The sequence below is a fragment of the Pseudomonas sp. WS 5011 genome (assembly GCF_012985775.1).
In the GTDB taxonomy this organism is placed as follows: Bacteria; Pseudomonadota; Gammaproteobacteria; order Pseudomonadales; family Pseudomonadaceae; genus Aquipseudomonas; species Aquipseudomonas peli.
The window spans coordinates 1-751 of the sequence record NZ_JAAQXA010000084.1 but is presented as its reverse complement, the minus strand read 5'-3'; the positions used below and the strand labels follow the sequence as shown (position 1 = coordinate 751).

The 751-nt window shown below is 64.7% G+C and carries 1 protein-coding gene and 1 pseudogene; both read left to right on the top strand.

All coding sequences use genetic code 11. The features are described 5' to 3' along the window. Positions 1 to 638, top strand: a pseudogene (locus HBN63_RS21635) (IS21 family transposase); the annotation flags it as partial. After that, the coding region (locus tag HBN63_RS21630) for an ATP-binding protein (RefSeq protein ID WP_223181871.1) at positions 631 to 751 on the top strand (121 nt) is incomplete at its 3' end. The pseudogene HBN63_RS21635 and the gene HBN63_RS21630, both read left to right, overlap by 8 nt.

Genomic DNA, 751 nt, shown 5'->3' with positions numbered 1-751 from the left:
TCAGTGTGGCCGAGGTACTGGAGTTGGAGCGCGCCGAACTGATGCCTATGCCCGCGGCCTTCGACGGTTACGTCGAGCGGCCTGCGCGGGTCTCCAGCACCTGCCTAGTCAGTGTCGGGCGCAACCGTTACTCGGTGCCGTGTGAGTACGCGGGTAAGTGGGTCAGCAGCCGTTTGTATCCGACCCGCATCGAGGTGGTGGCCGATGATGCGCTGATTGCCAGCCATGCGCGCTTGCTGGATCGCGAACAGGTCAGCTACGACTGGCAGCACTACATCCCGCTGATTGAGCGCAAGCCCGGCGTGCTGCGCAACGGCGCGCCTTTTACTGATCTGCCAGCGCCGCTGCGTCAGCTTAAGCACGGTCTGGGGCGTCATGCCGGCGGTGACCGGATCATGGCGCAAGTCCTGGCTGCCGTACCGGTCGCCGGGCTCGATGCGGTGCTGGTGGCTGTTGAGCTGGTACTGGAAAGCGGCAGCCTGAGCGCCGAACACATCCTCAATGTCGTGGCGCGCCTGGCCGCGACCGAACCACCACCCAGCGTCGAAACCCACTTGTCGCTCAAGGAAGCCCCCGTCGCTAACACGGCGCGCTACGACCGCCTGCGTGGCCAGACCGAGGAGATCGGTCATGCGTGATTTGATGGCGGAACTCAAGGAGCTGCGCCTGCACGGCATGGCCACGGCCTGGGCGGAGTTAACTGCACAGGGTGAGTCGAACACAGCCTCGTCCAAGTGGCTGCTCGAACACC